Genomic DNA, 15,559 nt, shown 5'->3' on the forward strand with positions numbered 1-15,559 from the left:
GCGGATTGTTCACCTTTTCGTCACGCGCAGCTAACCTGCCTCACAGCACGACAAGCAAGATCGCCACCCAGTGGCAGATGGAACCAAGGATCGTGCCAGCGTGGAAGAACTCGTGGAAACCGAACGTTTCCGGCCACGGGTTTGGGCGTTTGAGCGCGTACATTAGCGCGCCCGCCGTGTAGAAGAGACCGCCTGCGATCAGCAGCACGACGACCGCCACCCCGCCGGTGCGCCAGAATGTTGGCAGCCAAAACAGTGCAACCCAACCCATGATTATGTACAGGGCTACGTACAGCCATCGGGGCGCCGAGAGCCAAAGCGTCCTGAAGACTACCTCTAGCAGCGCGCACCCCCAGATCACCGACAGCAGGATTGCCATCGACGCGCCCGAGGTGAGCCCGATCGCTAGCGGCGTGTAGGTGCCTGCGATGAAGATCGCGATGTTGGAGTGGTCGATCCGACGCAGCAGCTCGCTCATGTGCTGAGACCAGCTGCCCCGATGGTAGAAGGCGCTGTTGCCGAATAGGAGGATGGCGGTCAGCGTCCAGACCGCGCAGCCCACCCGTATCCAGACGTCGTCGGCGATTATCAACAGGATTAAACCGCAGACGAGAGCTATCGGTGTATTGATGGCGTGTAGGACGCCGCGCATGCGTGGTTTCGCAGGAATTTTCACATAACCTACGCTACCGTAGGTTATGGGTGAAACAAACTTTTCACAGCTTTTCCGGCTAGTCTTTTTCCATGACCGACTACAAGCTGATCCACAAATTTTTTGCGGGGGCCGAAGATCTAATCTCGACGGCTGTCGGTTACGCGCCCAAAATAGTTTCCGACCAGCTGTACAGGTTCTACGAGGGACGCCTGCGTCGAGGCTTCGCCAAACAGCAGCTACCCGAGCACGTCGCAGTGCTTGCTGACGGAAACCGGCGGTGGGCTAGAGCCAACGCGCCCGGTGAGACCCTCGAGGTTGGCTACAAGGCAGGCGCCGATAAGCTTCGCCAGTTCGTTAACTGGTGCCAAGAGATCGACATCCCGATTGTGACGCTTTGGGTACTTTCCACCGATAACCTGCAGCGCTCCCAGAAAGACGTCTTGCTGCCGCTTCTGCACGTGATAGTCGACCTGGTGGATTCGCTGGCCGCAGAGCACCGCGTAAAAATCGTCGGCGATCTCTCGCTCCTGCCCGACGAGATTTCTGAAAAGTTGAGCGCCGCACAAGAGCGCAGCGAAGACAACCCCGGCATCCACATCAACGTTGCAGTCAGCTACGGCGGACGTCACGAGCTGATCAGTGCCTTCAAAGATCTCCTGACCGAAGAGGCAAACGCAGGAAAAGACCTGCGCGAGGTTGCCGAGACGCTGAGCCTGGAGCAGGTAGAAAGCCACCTATATACGAAGGGCCAGCCCGATCCGGATCTGATCATCCGCACTTCCGGCGAGCAGCGGCTCAGCGGCTTCCTGATGTGGCAGAGCGCACACAGCGAGTTCTACTTCTGCGAGGCCCTATGGCCCGACTTCCGACGCGTCGACTTCTACCGCGCCCTACGAAGCTACGGCCAAAGAGAGCGCCGCTTCGGCAAATAGCTAAACCGCAGTTAACGGGAACCAAAAGGCTCGATATCGGGCTTTTTCTTCCTCGTTAATTTCGACGACGCCCAACTAGTTGACCACTTTTGAAGGTGAGGATGCTGGGCTGGGTTGGTTTGGCGAGCATCGAGGCGTGGAGAGAGTGACATCTCGACAATCGCGACAGCGATAAGAGATAAGCGAAGACACGGCGACTCGCTCGACAAACCAAGCCAGACCAGCGGCCGACCAAAAGCTAATTAATCAGCAACAACCGGTAAACAACCAGGCCAACCACGAACGTCACCAGAAACAACGAGGAGAAAAAAGCTCGACTACGAATATTTTCTTCCTCGTTAATCTCACAACGTCCAGTATGGTTACCGAGTTACTGGTATCTGCGGCAACCGATCAGCAGGTCTGGGCGTCCTCTGGTGCTGGGCCCCACAGCAGTTCGCGAAGATCGGCCCAATCGGTGACGGGCTGTTCGCAGCGGTTGCCGTGGCAGACGTATGCGGTGGGTTTGCCGTCGATGGCGTTGCGGCCCTCGAGGAGTTCACCGAAACCTTCAGTTTCTGGTTGCGCGACGACGATCGCCGAGCCGAAAGGTGCCAACCGGAAGGCCGCCTGGCTCATTTCGCTGAAAGCGTCGGCGGACTCGTCGACGATAACGATTTGCGCGGGACCGCGGCCATCTGCAGCCTCGAGCTTCGAAAGCTCATCGGCAAGAGCCCAACCCGCGAATCTGGGGGCGTCGGAGAGAATCTCGCGCAAGGACTCGCAGGCCAGATCCGCTCGCTCGTCATACTCTGGTTTGTCTGTAAGTTGAGCAACAAGCCGCAATGCGGCGATCATCGTGGCTGTCGCCGAAGGGTATGCGTCGTCGCTGAGCTGGCGCGGACGATCGAAGAGCAGCGGATCTTCGACGGCGTCCCAAAAGCCACCATCCGGGTGGCCGAAGAGTTCGGGTGCCGCATCCAAAATCTGCTGGGCGCGCAGCAGCCAGGTGGCGTCCCCTAAGGCGCCGGAGAGCCTGGCGAAGCCTAGCGCGCTTGCCGCGTAGTCGCTGGTGGAGCCGATTTTAGTGTCCGACGAGTTCACCCAGCGGCTCCAAATGTCCTCGGCGGCTGTCTTTGCGGCAGCCAACCAATCGGGCTCGTTTAGCACTATCGATGCGCGAACGAGCGACTCGATAAGGTATCCGTTCCAGGCCACCACGACGGCTTCGTCACGCTCGGGCAGGCCACGGTGCTGACGGGCGGCCAGCAGCTGCGCGCAAACGCGCCTGATGCGCTCGGGTGCGGGATTGCCGTGGAACTGCAGGGTGGACAGCCCGGAGCCGTCCTTCTCGGCGTCGCTTCCCGCCGGCATGTTGCCCTCGAAAGTTACGTGGAAAACGCCCTGCGCGAAACGCGAGTTACCGCTGAGCACCTCGTCGAGCATTTTGGCGTTCCACAAATAGTAGTTGGCCTCGGCGTCTTGGCTTGCCGCGAAAGCGCCGCTAGGCAGCTGCATCTCGCGCAGCAGCCAACCAACCGTGCCGCGGATCGCGCGCTCGAGCAGCTCGCGTTGCTCGGTTTCCTGGCCGGGTAACGCGCGCACCCAGCCGCGGGTCAGCGTGCCGAGCATGAGTGCGTTGTCGTAAAGCATCTTCTCGAAGTGCGGAACTTCCCATCCCGCATCGACGGCGTAGCGGTGGAAACCGCCGCCCACCTGGTCGTAGACGCCACCCCGGGTGATGAACTCGAGCGTTATTAGCGCCACTTCGTTAGCCAGCTTGTCGGTTCGCACGAGCAGCGCGTCCAAGACGGGCGCGTTAAAGAACTTGGGCGCGCCTCCGAAGCCTGCGTGTTTCTCGTCGAATGTGCTGAGGATGTTTCCGACGAGCTGAACCGGATCGACATCGCCTTCGACGGGACGGGTCTCGTTCATCTCTTTCAGGTGCTCGGTGAGAGTGGCGGCGGACTCCACGGCTTCCTGTTTGCGCGAGTTCCAGGCGTCGTAGATCGCCAGCAGAACCTGACGGAAGCTGGGCAGCCCATCGCGCGGCTTATCGGGGTAATAGGTGCCCGCGAAGAATGGCCGCCCATCTGGAGTCAGAAAGACTGTGTTCGGCCAACCGCCCTGCCCTGTCATGGCTTGGGTGGCCCTCATCATGACGGCATCCACATCGGGGCGTTCCTGGCGGTCTACCTTGATGGCGACGAAATTGTCGTTCAGCAGGGCGGCCGTGGCCTCGTCGCTGAACGATTCTTTGTTCATGACGTGGCACCAGTGGCACGATGAATAACCAACCGAGACGAATACGGGCACGTCTCGGCGCTTAGCTTCCTCGAACGCTTCGGCGCCCCACCGCCACCAGTCGACGGGGTTTCCCGCATGTGCGCGTAAATATGCGGAAGAGGCCTCTTTGAGTCGGTTTGCCATGTCTATAGCTTGCCAGGTGCGCCCTAATCGCCCAAGCCGCCGAAGGGCAGGCCGAGCGCTTTCAGACGCTCCTCGCCGCCGTCGGGTTCGGTTAGTATCCACAGACCTTTGCTGGTCATCGCGATGGTGTTTTCCCAGTGCGCTGCGTCGCTGCTGTCCTGGGTGACTACTGTCCAATCGTCGTCCAGCTCCGCAACTTCTTCGGTGCCTAGCGTGACCATCGGCTCGATGCAGATGCACATGCCGGTTGTCAGCTTCGCGCCCCTGCCCTTGCGCCCGTAGTTGGGCACGTCGGGATTCTGGTGCATGGCGGTGCCGATTCCGTGACCGGTGTAGTCGCGCAGAATGCCGTAGCTGCCGCAAGAGTTGATGTAGTCCTCAACAGCATGGCCGATGTCGCCTACCCTGTTGCCGGGCTTGACCTGGGCGATGCCTCGCCACATGGATTCGCGCGTTACGTTGATTAGCTCCTCGCGCTCGGCACGCTGTTCGTGGTCTGCGCCCTGCCCCACGATGAAGCTGCGGGCGGCATCGCCATGCCAGCCGTCAACGATAGCGCCGAAGTCAACGGAAACTAGATCGCCGTCTTTGATGACCCTATCGCCGGGGATGCCGTGCACAACAGTTTCGTTAACGGAGCAGCAGATCACGCCTGGGAAAGGCATGATTCCCCAGTCTGCGCCATAGTTCAGGAAGCTGGAGTCAGCACCGTGCTTGGCTAGCACCTCCCTGGCCATCTGGTCGACGTCGCCGGTGGTCATTCCCGGCTTCGTCTCGGCAACCATCAGGTTCAGCGCTTCGGAAACCACGAGGCCCGCCTTGCGCATCAGCTTTATCTGGTCGTCGGACTTGATTTCGATGCCGCGTCCAAACATATTTCCTCCAATGAAAATAACGCCTCCAGAGAATGCTCTGGAGGCGTTAAAAAATTGATTACTTGTCTAGCTTGTCCAGCGCGTTGTGGATTCGCTCGGAGATCTCCTCGACGGTGCCTTCACCATTGATCGCGAGGACAAGGCCCAGCTGCTTGTAGTGATCCAGCAGCGGAGCGGTGGAGGTGTTGTACACCTTCATGCGGTTGCGAATGGTCTCCTCGTTGTCGTCGCTGCGGCCCTCGATCTCGGCACGCTTCAGGAGGCGCTCGATCAGGGTCTCATCGTCGACGTCCAGAACGACGACTGCGTCGAGGCCCAGGTTGTGCTTTTCGAGGTAGTCGTCAAGCGCGTCAACCTGGTGCATGGTGCGAGGGAAGCCGTCGAGCAGGAAGCCTGCGGAAGCGTCCGGGGCCTCTAGACGATCGAAAACGATCGACTCGGTTAGCTCGTCGGGAACGTAGTCGCCGGAATCCATGATTGCCTTGACCTGCTTGCCCAGCGGAGTCTGATTCTTCACGTTGGCACGGAAGATGTCTCCGGTGGAGATAGCAGGAACGTCGTAGCGGTTTGCGATGCCGTCGGCCTGGGTACCTTTACCCGCGCCGGGAGCACCCATGATAAGAAGTCTCACTTTAGGAACCCTTCGTATTGCCTCTGATGTAGCTGGCTTTCAATCTGCTTGACCGTGTCCAGGCCTACACCGACCATAATCAACAGGCTCGTGCCGCCGAACGGGAAGTTCTGGTCGGCCCCAAGAGCAGCGATTGCGATGGACGGAATTAGCGCGATCAGGCCCAGGTATAACGAGCCCGGCGCCAGCAGACGGCTAAGCACGTACTGCAGATAATTTTCGGTCGGCTTGCCCGCGCGGACGCCCGGTATGAAACCGCCGTACTTCTTCATGTTGTCGCTGATCTCCTTAGTGTCGAAGGTAATCGACACGTAGAAGTATGCGAACGCGATGATCAGCACGAAGTAAATCATGTTGTACCAGGCGCCACTGCCCCTAGACAGGTGGGTGGCGATCCATTCGGAAACCGAACCTTCTGAGTTGAACATCGTCCAGAGGATCGGCAGGTAAAGAATGGAGCTGGCGAAAATGATCGGGATAACGCCGGACTGGTTGACCTTGATCGGGATGTAGGTGCTCGTACCACCGAGAAGCTTGTTGCCGACCATTCTCTTGGCGTATTGAACCGGAACGCGTCGCTGGCCTTGCTCGACGAAGACCACGCCAGCCATCACCAGCAGGCCGATGCCGATAACCAGCAGCATGACGACCAGGCCCTTGTTGCCTTCTTGCGCCTGGCGGATGTTCCACATGGCAGAGGGGAAGGTTGCGACGATCTGGGTGAAGATCAACAGGGACATGCCGTTACCGACGCCGCGGTCGGTGATCAGCTCGCCCATCCACATGATGATCGAGGTGCCTGCGGTCATGATCAGGATCATGACGACGATGGCGAAGATGCCCTTGTCGTAAACGACCGGTTTGTTGCAGCCCGGGAAGAGCTGACCGTTGACGGCCATCATGGTGAAGGACGTCGCCTGCAGCACCGCTAGGACGATGGTCAGCCAACGGGTGTACTGGGTGATCTTCTCCTGGCCGGCGCTGCCCTCTTTCTTGAGCTGCTCCAGTTTAGGAATGACCACCACGAGCAGCTGCAAAATAATCGAGCTCGTAATGTACGGCATGATGCCCAGCGCGAAGATAGTCAGCCGCAGCAGCGCACCACCGGAGAAGAGATTCACCATTGTGTATAAGCTGTTCTGCTCGGCAGACAACTGCGCGCACTCGCGAATCGAAACCATATTTACGTTTGGCGTTGGGATCGAGGACCCCAAGCGGAAAAGCACCAGAATGCCTAGTGTGAACAGGATCTTCTTGCGAAGGTCCGGTGTCCTGAATGCATTAAGGAACGCGGAAACCATCCGAGCTCGCTTTCGTTCTTTGACTAACTTCGTGAAATGCGCATAGACGCAACCTGACCAGCCTACCGCACGGCGCTAGCAGACTCCTAAAAGTCGTTGCCCTACAGGTTCAACTGGATCTTTCGTCCAGGCACCGCCTCGATCAGTTCGCGGGTGTAATCGCGCTGCGGATTGTTAAATATCTCGTCGGAGGAACCAGCCTCAACCAACTTGCCGTGTTCCATCACGGCGACGTCGTCAGCGATCTGTCGAACAACTGCGAGGTCGTGGGTGATGAACAGGTAGGACAGGTTGAGCTGCGCCTGCAAATCATTTAGCAGGTACAGAATCTGGTTCTGGACGAGCACGTCGAGCGCGGAAACCGCCTCGTCAAGCACAACAACCTCTGGGTGGAGGGCTAGCGCACGGGCCACCGCGACGCGCTGGCGTTGACCGCCAGACAGCTCGTTCGGGTAGCGACGCATCACCGAGCGCGGCAGCGAGACCAGGTCGAGCAGTTCGCTTACCCTCTCGGTGCGTTCCTTCTTGCTGCCAAGTTTGTGCACGACGAGCGGCTCCTCGATGATCCGGTAGATCGAATACATCGGGTCGAGTGAGCCGTACGGGTTCTGGAAAACAACCTGCAGCTTGCGACGCAGCTTGAACAGCTCCTCGCTGTTCATCGTGGAGCAATCGCGGCCCTTGAAATAAACCTTGCCCTTGGTTGGGTCGATCAGGTTCAAAATCATGTTCGCAACGGTGGACTTACCCGAACCGGACTCCCCCACCAGAGCAAGCGTCGTTCCGGTACGCAGACCGAATGAAACGTCGTCGACCGCGCGCAGTTTCTTCGCCTCGCCCTTTGCGCCACGAACGTCGAATTCCTTGGTCAGGTTTTCGACGCGGATGATTTCGTCTTTGGCGGTGCGGCCGGCGCCAGCACCGGTCAGCTCCTCCTCGGTGACCTGAATGCCGCGGGCGTGCGCGGACTCGATCCGAGCCGACGCCAGCGACGGGGCCGCCGAAACCAGACGCTTAGTGTACGGGTGCTGCGGGTGCTGCAGAATCTGCAAAGCGGGGCCGGATTCAACGATTCGGCCTCGGTGCATAACGACCAGCTGCTCGGCGCGCTCGGCAGCCAGACCGAGATCGTGGGTGATGAAGAGCACAGCGGTGCCCAGTTCTGCGGTCAGCTTGGCCAGGTGGTCCAGAATCCTGCGCTGAACGGTTACGTCGAGAGCAGAGGTGGGTTCGTCAGCAATCAGTAGCTTCGGGTGCGCGGCGAGGCCGATGGCGATCAGCACGCGCTGCTGCATACCGCCAGAGAATTCGTGCGGGAACTGCTTAGCCCGACGCTCCGCATCTGGCAGGCCGGCGTCCTCCAAGAGTTCGGCCACCCGCTTACCCGTCTCAGACTTCGGGACGACGTTGTTGGCCTCTAGCGTCTCCGCAACCTGCTTGCCGATGCGGTGCACCGGGTTCAAGTTAGTCATCGGATCCTGCGGAACCATCGCAATTTGACTGCCACGAAGCTCAACCCATTCCTTGTTGGAGAGCTTGCTGATCTCGCGGCCGTCAAACTCGATAGAGCCGCCGGTCACCTCACCCGTGCCTGGCAACAGGCCGATGATGGCGGCTGCCGTGGTGGACTTACCGGAGCCGGACTCGCCGACGATTGCGACCGTCTGGCCTGGGTAGATCGTCAGGTTAGCGCCGCGAACCGCGGGCACCATGCCCGTAGATGAGCGGAACTGCACCTCAAGGTCGGTGACCTTGAGTAGCGGGTTCGCGTCATCCGGGTGGATTTGGGGCTCGGCGTCGGTAAGAACTGCCTTGTCAACAGCCGCGTTCAGCTCCTCTTCGGTCAGCTGGCGGCGTGCCGGAATGTCTTCTGTCATTTCTTCTTAGCCTTCGGATCGAGAGCCTCGCGAACGACGTCGCCCATCATGATGAAGCTCAATACTGTGATGGCCAGCGCGATAGCCGGGTAGAACAGCACCATCGGCTTGGTGCGCAGTACGTGCTGGGCAGCGGAAATGTCGTTACCCCACGAGACGACGCTCGGCGGCAACCCGATGCCCATAAACGAAAGCGACGCCTCCGCAACGATGAACGTGCCAAGGGCAACCGTCGCGTAAACGATGATGGGGGCGGCGGCGTTGGGCAGGATGTGGCTGGTCAGAATGCGCCACCTCGAAGCACCCGTCGCCCGGGCAGCCGTGACATATTCCTCGTTCTTGGTGGACAGCACGGAACCACGGGTGATACGAGCAATCTGCGTCCAGCCGAACAGCGAAAGCACGGTAATAACCATGGCCACGTTTCGATTGTCCTTGAACATCTGCATGAACACGATCGCGGCCAGCAGCAGCGGAATCGCGAAGAAGATGTCGGTGATGCGCGAGAGCAGCGAGTCGAGCCAACCACCGAGATAGCCGGCAGCCGCGCCGATCGTGCCGCCAATCAGAACAACCATGACCGTGGTAACGATGCCGACGGACACGGAGGCGCGGGCGCCATAGATAACTCGCGAGTAGATGTCGCAGCCCTGCTTGTCGTAACCGAACGGGTGTCCGGGGGCCGGGTCCGCAAGGGAGTTCTTTAGCTCGCAGAACCGCGGGTCCAGCGACGTGAACAGGCCAGGGAACAGCGCAAGCGTGATCGCCAAAATGATGATCGTCAAAGAAATCCAGAACAATGGACGCTTGCGCAGAGTCTTCCAGGCTTCCCCCCACATGGAGGCCGGCGCTGATTCGTCAGCAACCGCGTCTACTGCGCCCAAACCGGTCTCGTCGACGTCAGAAACGAAGTGTTCCTGGCCTGCGCGGTGGCGCTCAATTAACTTGGAAGGAATGTGACTAGTCATAACGAATCCTCGGATCAATCACGGCGTACAGCAGGTCGACGATCAGGTTGGCCAAAATGTAGACCAGAACCAGCACTGTCGTGAACGAGACGACGGTGGAAGGTTCGCCCTTAAGGATCGACTGCCACAGCGTGCCGCCGACTCCGTTGATATTGAAAATGCCCTCGGTAATGATCGCGCCGCCCATCAAAGCACCAAGGTCGCCGCCGAGGAACGTAACGACCGGAATCAGCGAGTTGCGCAGCACGTGGCGACGCATAACCAAGCCGCCGGTCAGGCCCTTCGCGCGAGCGGTTCGCACGTAGTCAGCCGTGACGTGTTCGGAAATGGACTGCCTGGTCAGGCGCAAAACGTATGCCAAAGACTGCGCGCCCAACACGATCGCAGGCAATATCAGGCTATGGAATGACACGTTGGGGCCGACCGTGGGCGGCACCCAGCCCAGTTTGATGCCGAAGATGAACTGCATCACGAAGCCGATAACGAACGTCGGCACAGAAATAACAACTAGCGAAAGCACCAGCACCGATGAGTCGAAGAAGCCGCCGCGTTTAATGCCGGCGATGACACCCAGCGTAATACCGAAGATCGCCTCGATGAGCAGCGCCATGACGGCCAGCTTGATGGTCACCGGGAACGCCTGTGCCATCACGTCGATAACTGGACGGCCTGAGAAGGTGTTGCCGAAATCTAGAGTGAAAACGCCCTTCATGTACAGCAGATACTGCATCCAAAAAGGCTTATCAAGGTTGTAGTCTGCACGGATTCGGGCCTCAACTTCGGGACTCAAACCGCGGTCGCCACCAAGTGCGGCGACTGGATCGCCCGGCATCAGGTAAACCATGGCAAAAAGCAGAAACGTGGCTCCAAAGAAGACCGGTATGGTCTGCAAGAGCCTTCGCCCGACATATCGGAGCATACGCATTTCCTTAAACGAACTTGTTTTTGAGCCTGGCTGTATCGACAGCTTTAGCTCTTCAATTTACATCTGGAAGGCGGAAAACAGTAAACCGCATCCTGAACTTTTGAGACGATACCCCAAAAGGGTGTCTATCTGCCACAAAATTTCATAAATGAGACGGAAAGCGCGCCGCAATTGCTTGCAGCGCGCTTGCCGTCTCAGAGACTGATTAATTCAGTCAGTTATGCCTGCTTGGTGATCTTGTAATACACCGGCACCGAGTGCCAGTCGAACGCAACGTTGTCGACGTTTGCAGACCAGCCACCGTTAACGTTGGCGTACCACAGCGGGATGGCGGGGAGATCCTCGAAGAGTTTCTCCTGAGCCTCGTTCAGCTTCTTCAGAGAAGCTTCATGATCCGTCATGCCAGCGGCTTCCTTCATCATGCCGTCGAACTCGGGCGAGGCGTAGTCGGCGTCGTTAGCGCCAGCGCCGGTCATGTAGACCGGGGCCAGGAAGTTGTACATGGACGGGTAGTCAGCCTGCCAGCCGGTGCGGAAGGCGCCGGTGATGGTGCGGTTGGTGACGTCGTTACGCAGGGACTTGAAGTCCGGGTAAGGCTTGCCCTCTGCATTGATGCCAAGAGAGTTCTTGATGGAGTTGGCGGTTGCGTCAACCCAGGTCTGGTGACCGCCATCGGAGTTGTAGGCGATGGTGAAGGTGCCCTCGTACTTCGAGATCTCTTCAGCCTTGCTCCACAGCTCCTTGGCCTTCTCCGGATCGTACTTCAGAACCTCGTTGCCCTTGATGTTCTCGTCGAAGCCAGGAACTGCCGGGGAGGTGAACTCCTTAGCCGGGGTGCGGGTGCCATTGAATGCGACCTTGGTGATCTCGTCACGGTTGATAGCGTGCGAGATAGCCTGGCGACGCAGCTTGCCCTCTTCACCCTTGAAGTGTTCCAGACCCATCGGAATGGTGAAGCCCTGGAATACCGCGGTCTGCTGGTTTACAGCGCGGCCGTCGAGTTCCTTCTCGTAGGTTGCGAAAACAGACTCGGGAACCTGGTCGATGACGTCCAGGTTGCCACCCTGCAGGTCGGCGTATGCCGCATCCTGGCTGGTGTAGAAGATGAAGTTAATGCCACCGTTCTGAGCCTTGCGGTCGCCCTCGTAGGCCTCGTTCGGAACGAGCTCGAGCTTAACGTTGTGCTCCCAAGCTTTATCGTTTGCGAACTTGTAGGGGCCGTTGGCAATCGGGTTCTCGCCCGCAGCCTTGGTGTCGGCTAGGGCGGCATCAGCCAGCGGGTAGAAGGCGGAGTAGCCTAGGCGTGCCGGGAAGTCGGACTCTGCCTGCTTCAGCTTGATGGTGAAGGTGTAATCGTCAACGACGTTCAGACCGGTCAGATCGCCAGTGCCGTCAGCAGAAGCACCCTCAATCGGCTCGAAGAAGGCGCTGGAAAGCAAGCCTTCCTTTGCGCCCATCTTCCATGCGTCGACGAAGTTGTGGGCCTTGACCTCGGTGCCGTCAGAGAACTTCTTGCCCTTCTTCAGCTTAACGGTCCAGTTGATGTTGTCGTCAGATTCGACAGACTCAGCCATCTCGGGCTTGGACTCGCCTTCAGCGTCGTAGTAGAACAGTCCGCTGAACAGAAGGTCGGCAATGCGGCCACCACCGGTCTCGTTGATGTCAGCCGGAATCAGCGGGCGCTGCGGCTCTGAACAGTTAGCCAGAACGACGCCGGTGGAGGCACCGTCGCCGGAAGTGGCCTTTTCGTTGGTCGCGTTGCCGCCACAGGCAGAAAGCGCGAGAGCAAAGACGGCGGCTGCAGCCACCAAAGACTTCTTCAGCCTCATAGTCTCTCCTAAAATCGGGATTTCCCCACTGGGCCCTTTTGGGACGCAGGGCGGCGGCTCGTCTTAGTGGCCGCCCTTTTATTTAGGTACAGACTTTAGCGGGGTTAGCGGATAGGTTGCGGAGGCTGTCCGATTTGTGACTACTTTGTGACATAGAGAATAATTATTCGTTACTAGTACAGCCACTGAAACTGCATTAAAAAAATAATTTTGTCCATTAAATGAGCGTTATTTGTGTCCGCATTTTGGCGATTTATCGCCCCGCAACGCTCTGGATATCGGATTCGTCAGAGGATTCTTCGGAGGTTTCCTCTTCCTTTTCTTTCTTGCGCCTTGCAGCCAGGTGGCGGGCCACTTGCGCGGCCAGGATCAGCGAGATCAAGGTCGCCAACAGACACAAGATTAGTTATCTGGCTTTTCCGCCGGTCGGCCAGTTTTGGCTGCCCGGCCGGCGGACCTCATTTAAGCCGTGGACTTTTCACGCCTGTTCTGACGCAGGTAGCCGACCCCCGTCAAAGCAACTATCAATAGCGCCGCGTAGCCCGCGACGTAGTTGAGGCTAAGCACGCCCGTCTTGGGCAGCACGAACTCGACAACGTGAACCGTGATCGGCTGGCGCACCCAGTTGACACCCTCTGCGGCTTGTGTCGTGCCGCTGCCGGTGGCATTGCCATTCGCGTCGATGGTGATGCCGTTCAGGTTAGCGTAAACCCAGCAGCGATAGGTGCCGACGTCAGCCTTGTTAGCGTTGCCGTCGATCTTTGCCGTGGCGCGGGCCTTGTAGCCGGTTGGCGGCGTCTCATCCTGCGTGGGTTCCATCAGCTCCACACCGCTCGGCATACTTTGATTATCCGTATTTGCAGCACCATCGTGATTCGGCAGGCAGATCGTCTGCAGAGTGATGTCGCCGCCCACAGACGTAGAGTGAGCCTCGACGTTCATCGGCTTGAGCATCGGCGAACCCTTAACGATGGTTACCTCGTTGGGATCGACTTTCAGCTCAATTTTCTGCTCAGCGGCCTTCCAGAGAGCTTTCACCACGGTGTCTTTGGTCACCGTAATCTCGGTGCCTGGCGCTACTTCCTTACCATCAATTTCCCAAGTCTTAAACTCCGGAGTGGCACTAGGAGCAGAAAAAACATTATCCAAAATCGTATACTTTGAACCCTTGTTGAGCGTCTTGCTATCCATTTCGCCGGTACCGCCGTTGCCATCGTAGCTAACAGTGGCAGTTCCGAGCGTCTTGCTGGCCTCATCTGAATCGAGCGGTTTCTCTTCCTCAATTAAGCCGCCATTATCCTTTGCGGTTGCCGTGATGGTCCCGGCGAGTTCGATGTCTTCGACACTCAGAGTAATCACACCGGTGTTCGTATCAACCTCGGCATTATCGGCTGCCCAAGTGGTCTTGCCGGAAGCTTTGTCTACGGTTCGCGTTGCTGTGACGGTTTTCTTCGCTCCCGAATTATCTTTATAGGTAATCGTGTAGGACGCCAAGTCGGTATCATCACCGGGATCTTTATAAGCCGGTGGGGTAATGGTGACTTTGCCGGTATTCGTATCTACCGCAATCGCCGGAGATCTAGGTGCGATATTCTTCACCAGATCTTTGGCAGGGAATTTAGTGACTTTGGCCCCATCTTTTACTTTATAGGTTCCATCGGCATTTTTTACATATACCGGATTGTAGTTACTATCCCAATCAGTTTCCACATCATTAGGACTGATTATTGTAACGTTTCCGTCTTTATCAAATTCAATAAACGCAGGATCGCTTACATATCCAGTTCCATCGGGGAGTTTGGATACGCCATTTACCGTATTGGCATCTCGAATAGCTTTATCGATGGCTTCTTTATCTTCATCCGTTAATTTGTGAGGATCTCTCACGGCGACTTTGTCGGGGGTTGTTACTACCGGCTCAGACTTCGCGCAAGAACGGAGTTTATGTGGCTCTTTGACAAGGATGCCGAACTCTCTTCCGAGTTTTAAATCATTAACCTTATCCGTGATTGGGAAAGTAACTGTTGTGCCGTTAACGGATACTGCTTGAGACATCTCTTTTGAGTCAGATTTGTCCACTGTACAGCTTCCATTTGGGCTGAAATTCTTCTCCTCTCCGTCTGTAAAGTTTTTGATAAAATTAAATTTCGTACCTGCGGCAACCTCATTAGCAAGTGTGACGATAATCTGTCCGTCTGTTACCTGGACTTTTTCTATTGTCAGAGCAGTAGATTTTTCCGTTACCGTTTTGATTTTTAGGTCCGTAGCTTCAATTTTTCCGGAAGTTGATCCATCGGTATAGGTCACTTCATAGTAGGCATGTTCCGTGCCATCGATAGAGAAATTAACACTCTTAAAGTCATTCGCAATGTCCGGATTGGCGTTCTTCAGCATTTCGATAGCTTCTGCTTGCTCATCGTTATTTACAATGTTGGCGTTAGTTTGTTCAATCCAGATTTCGCCTACTGGCATTTTGATCTTGTCTTTATTCTCCAAGGCTTTTGATGGCTGAGCATTTGCGGTCACCACAGGTGATGTATCGCCAAGCAAAGTTTGATAGGCCGTCACGGTGTCGCCTGGAGCAACTTTAATGTTGTTAGGTAGATTTACCGTCCAAGCAGTTCCACTTGTAGGGGTAACGGAAACAGTGGCTTTTTCGTTACCATTCTTATCTTTTAGGGTCACATACACAGTCGATCTTACAGTCCCTACACCTTTTACTCTTTTTCGTTGAACATTACCGCCGGAAATAGTTGTGGCATCGTAAAAGACTTTTTTAATGGTCGGTGCCGGTATAGTGCCCCGCACGGGTTGCCCAATAATCTCCGGCCCGATCTCTAGCCCGTCGCCTGACTGCAAAGTAGCTTCGAAGCCTGGAGTGTTTTCCAAAGTCGGGCTGACGCTTTGTTCGCCAGCGCGCGAGCCAATCTGCTGATCTTCGGCATTAGCCAAAGACGAGCTAGATAGCGTAAAACCCAAGACGCAGACGAGAGCGATGGCAGCCAATCTCTTTAAGAAATTGGCGAATTTTCGCACCGCCCTGCCGGAGTTTACTGCTAGAAAAGAACCAGCTTCATTTTTGACGTTGTGCATGCAGTCTTCCGATTTCATGTTTTCAGTATTAGACACCCTGATTTATTTTATCATTCTTTTGTTT

The 15,559-nt window shown here is 56.9% G+C and carries 12 protein-coding genes; 1 reads left to right on the top strand and 11 read right to left on the bottom strand.

Annotated features, from left to right (window positions below):
• Nucleotides 1-40: 40 nt before the first annotated feature.
• A complete protein-coding gene (locus HMPREF1255_RS04525; protein ID WP_016455405.1) occupies nucleotides 41-652 on the bottom strand; it encodes a hemolysin III family protein in 612 nt (203 codons plus the stop codon).
• A gap of 92 nt (nucleotides 653-744) precedes the next feature.
• Here HMPREF1255_RS04525 and uppS point away from each other — a divergent pair, with 92 nt between their 5' ends.
• Entirely contained in the window at nucleotides 745-1,587 is an 843-nt protein-coding gene (gene uppS, locus HMPREF1255_RS04530) for a polyprenyl diphosphate synthase (RefSeq protein ID WP_024111128.1), read from the top strand.
• Between the two features lie 393 nt (nucleotides 1,588-1,980).
• Here the strand turns inward: uppS and HMPREF1255_RS04535 are convergent, their stop codons facing one another.
• The 10 genes from HMPREF1255_RS04535 to HMPREF1255_RS04575 all read right to left on the bottom strand — a co-directional run bounded on the left by HMPREF1255_RS04535 (nucleotide 1,981) and on the right by HMPREF1255_RS04575 (nucleotide 15,531).
• The gene (locus HMPREF1255_RS04535) at nucleotides 1,981-3,996 is read right to left on the bottom strand and encodes a thioredoxin domain-containing protein (RefSeq protein ID WP_024111191.1); all 2,016 of its coding nucleotides are present in this window, start codon (nucleotides 3,994-3,996) and stop codon (nucleotides 1,981-1,983) included.
• Nucleotides 3,997-4,019: 23 nt separating this feature from the next.
• Entirely contained in the window at nucleotides 4,020-4,871 is an 852-nt protein-coding gene (gene map, locus HMPREF1255_RS04540) for a type I methionyl aminopeptidase (protein ID WP_024110997.1), read from the bottom strand.
• A gap of 58 nt (nucleotides 4,872-4,929) precedes the next feature.
• Entirely contained in the window at nucleotides 4,930-5,502 is a 573-nt protein-coding gene (locus HMPREF1255_RS04545) for an adenylate kinase (protein ID WP_024111052.1), read from the bottom strand.
• Nucleotides 5,499-6,803, bottom strand: coding sequence for a preprotein translocase subunit SecY (secY, locus tag HMPREF1255_RS04550; protein ID WP_016455400.1), 1,305 nt, complete (start codon nucleotides 6,801-6,803; stop codon nucleotides 5,499-5,501). Before secY ends, HMPREF1255_RS04545 begins: the two co-directional genes overlap by 4 nt.
• A 101-nt stretch (nucleotides 6,804-6,904) precedes the next feature.
• Nucleotides 6,905-8,680: an ABC transporter ATP-binding protein gene (locus HMPREF1255_RS04555; protein WP_024111179.1), complete on the bottom strand. Its 1,776-nt coding sequence runs from the start codon at nucleotides 8,678-8,680 to the stop codon at nucleotides 6,905-6,907.
• Nucleotides 8,677-9,648: an ABC transporter permease gene (locus HMPREF1255_RS04560; protein WP_024111032.1), complete on the bottom strand. Its 972-nt coding sequence runs from the start codon at nucleotides 9,646-9,648 to the stop codon at nucleotides 8,677-8,679. Before HMPREF1255_RS04560 ends, HMPREF1255_RS04555 begins: the two co-directional genes overlap by 4 nt.
• Nucleotides 9,641-10,567 carry an ABC transporter permease gene (locus HMPREF1255_RS04565; protein WP_024111033.1) on the bottom strand — a complete coding sequence of 309 codons (927 nt, stop codon included), beginning with the start codon at nucleotides 10,565-10,567 and terminating at the stop codon, nucleotides 9,641-9,643. The genes HMPREF1255_RS04560 and HMPREF1255_RS04565 overlap by 8 nt, the downstream gene beginning before the upstream one ends.
• Before the next feature lie 224 nt (nucleotides 10,568-10,791).
• Nucleotides 10,792-12,402 (bottom strand): ABC transporter substrate-binding protein, encoded by a 1,611-nt coding sequence (locus HMPREF1255_RS04570; RefSeq protein ID WP_024111216.1) that lies wholly within the window; start codon nucleotides 12,400-12,402, stop codon nucleotides 10,792-10,794.
• 253 nt (nucleotides 12,403-12,655) lie between these two features.
• A complete protein-coding gene (locus tag HMPREF1255_RS09810; protein WP_155948477.1) occupies nucleotides 12,656-12,793 on the bottom strand; it encodes a hypothetical protein in 138 nt (45 codons plus the stop codon).
• A 71-nt stretch (nucleotides 12,794-12,864) separates the two neighbouring features.
• Nucleotides 12,865-15,531: a hypothetical protein gene (locus HMPREF1255_RS04575; protein WP_231477452.1), complete on the bottom strand. Its 2,667-nt coding sequence runs from the start codon at nucleotides 15,529-15,531 to the stop codon at nucleotides 12,865-12,867.
• Nucleotides 15,532-15,559: the final 28 nt, after the last annotated feature.

Origin of the sequence: Propionimicrobium sp. BV2F7 (assembly GCF_000510445.1) — a bacterium.
GTDB classification, from domain to species: Bacteria; Actinomycetota; Actinomycetes; order Propionibacteriales; family Propionibacteriaceae; genus Propionimicrobium; species Propionimicrobium lymphophilum.

Coding starts and splice junctions, on each gene's coding strand:
- HMPREF1255_RS04555 (WP_024111179.1), bottom strand. CDS start 8,680: ATGACAGAAGACATTCCGGCACGCCGCCAGCTGACCGAAGAGGAGCTG.
- secY (WP_016455400.1), bottom strand. CDS start 6,803: ATGGTTTCCGCGTTCCTTAATGCATTCAGGACACCGGACCTTCGCAAG.
- HMPREF1255_RS04535 (WP_024111191.1), bottom strand. CDS start 3,996: ATGGCAAACCGACTCAAAGAGGCCTCTTCCGCATATTTACGCGCACAT.
- HMPREF1255_RS04560 (WP_024111032.1), bottom strand. CDS start 9,648: ATGACTAGTCACATTCCTTCCAAGTTAATTGAGCGCCACCGCGCAGGC.
- HMPREF1255_RS04565 (WP_024111033.1), bottom strand. CDS start 10,567: ATGCTCCGATATGTCGGGCGAAGGCTCTTGCAGACCATACCGGTCTTC.
- HMPREF1255_RS04525 (WP_016455405.1), bottom strand. CDS start 652: ATGCGCGGCGTCCTACACGCCATCAATACACCGATAGCTCTCGTCTGC.
- map (WP_024110997.1), bottom strand. CDS start 4,871: ATGTTTGGACGCGGCATCGAAATCAAGTCCGACGACCAGATAAAGCTG.
- uppS (WP_024111128.1), top strand. CDS start 745: ATGACCGACTACAAGCTGATCCACAAATTTTTTGCGGGGGCCGAAGAT.
- HMPREF1255_RS04570 (WP_024111216.1), bottom strand. CDS start 12,402: ATGAGGCTGAAGAAGTCTTTGGTGGCTGCAGCCGCCGTCTTTGCTCTC.